The 568-nt window shown below is 27.3% G+C and carries 1 protein-coding gene; it reads right to left on the bottom strand.

All coding sequences use genetic code 11. From position 1 onward, the window contains the following. On the bottom strand, positions 1-438 hold a 438-nt coding region (locus tag B2S90_RS04645), incomplete at its 3' end, for a hypothetical protein (RefSeq protein ID WP_286696607.1). Positions 439-568 lie beyond the last annotated feature (130 nt).

The raw sequence follows: 568 nt of genomic DNA, 5'->3' as shown, positions 1-568 counted from the left end.
GCTGGCATTCTTCTTTTCAAAATAGATTTTAAAGCCTGCTTTACTTGTGAATAATACGACATCTTTAGTTTCTATTATGTTTTTTATATTCGTATATTTTATGGAAGCTTTATTTTCTACTGAGTCTACCACTGTAGTTAGTTTATCTTCATAAAAGACCAAGTCATAGATATATTCATCTGTCTGGAGTGACTTATTACGATTTTTTATGATTATTTTTGATAGCATTCTTGGTTGAGAACATATAAGTATTAAATTAATAACACTTATTACACTGTAAATAACATGTCCTGCAGATAGATTCATAAACAAAGTAATCCATGAAAGACAGAATGCAACTATTAGGAATAATGTAAAGAATGTGGGAAAGAAGTGAAAGATGACTTTTTTGAGAGTTGGATAATCCAATTTATTATTTTTGACAGTTAATATTTCCATTTTCGATACCTCGCTATTTATAACATATTAAATTTTAACATGGATAAGTATTAATTGCACCAAATAGTGATGATATATATTACTGATTATGATCAATATAAAGTGATTCAAATCAAAGGTGATAGAGTAG

This window comes from Catenibacterium sp. UBA627 (genome assembly GCF_002299355.1).
In the GTDB taxonomy this organism is placed as follows: Bacteria; Bacillota_I; Bacilli_A; order Erysipelotrichales; family Coprobacillaceae; genus Catenibacterium; species Catenibacterium mitsuoka.
The sequence above is the reverse complement of the archived record's forward strand: the minus strand, read 5'-3'. Positions and strand labels throughout refer to the sequence as shown.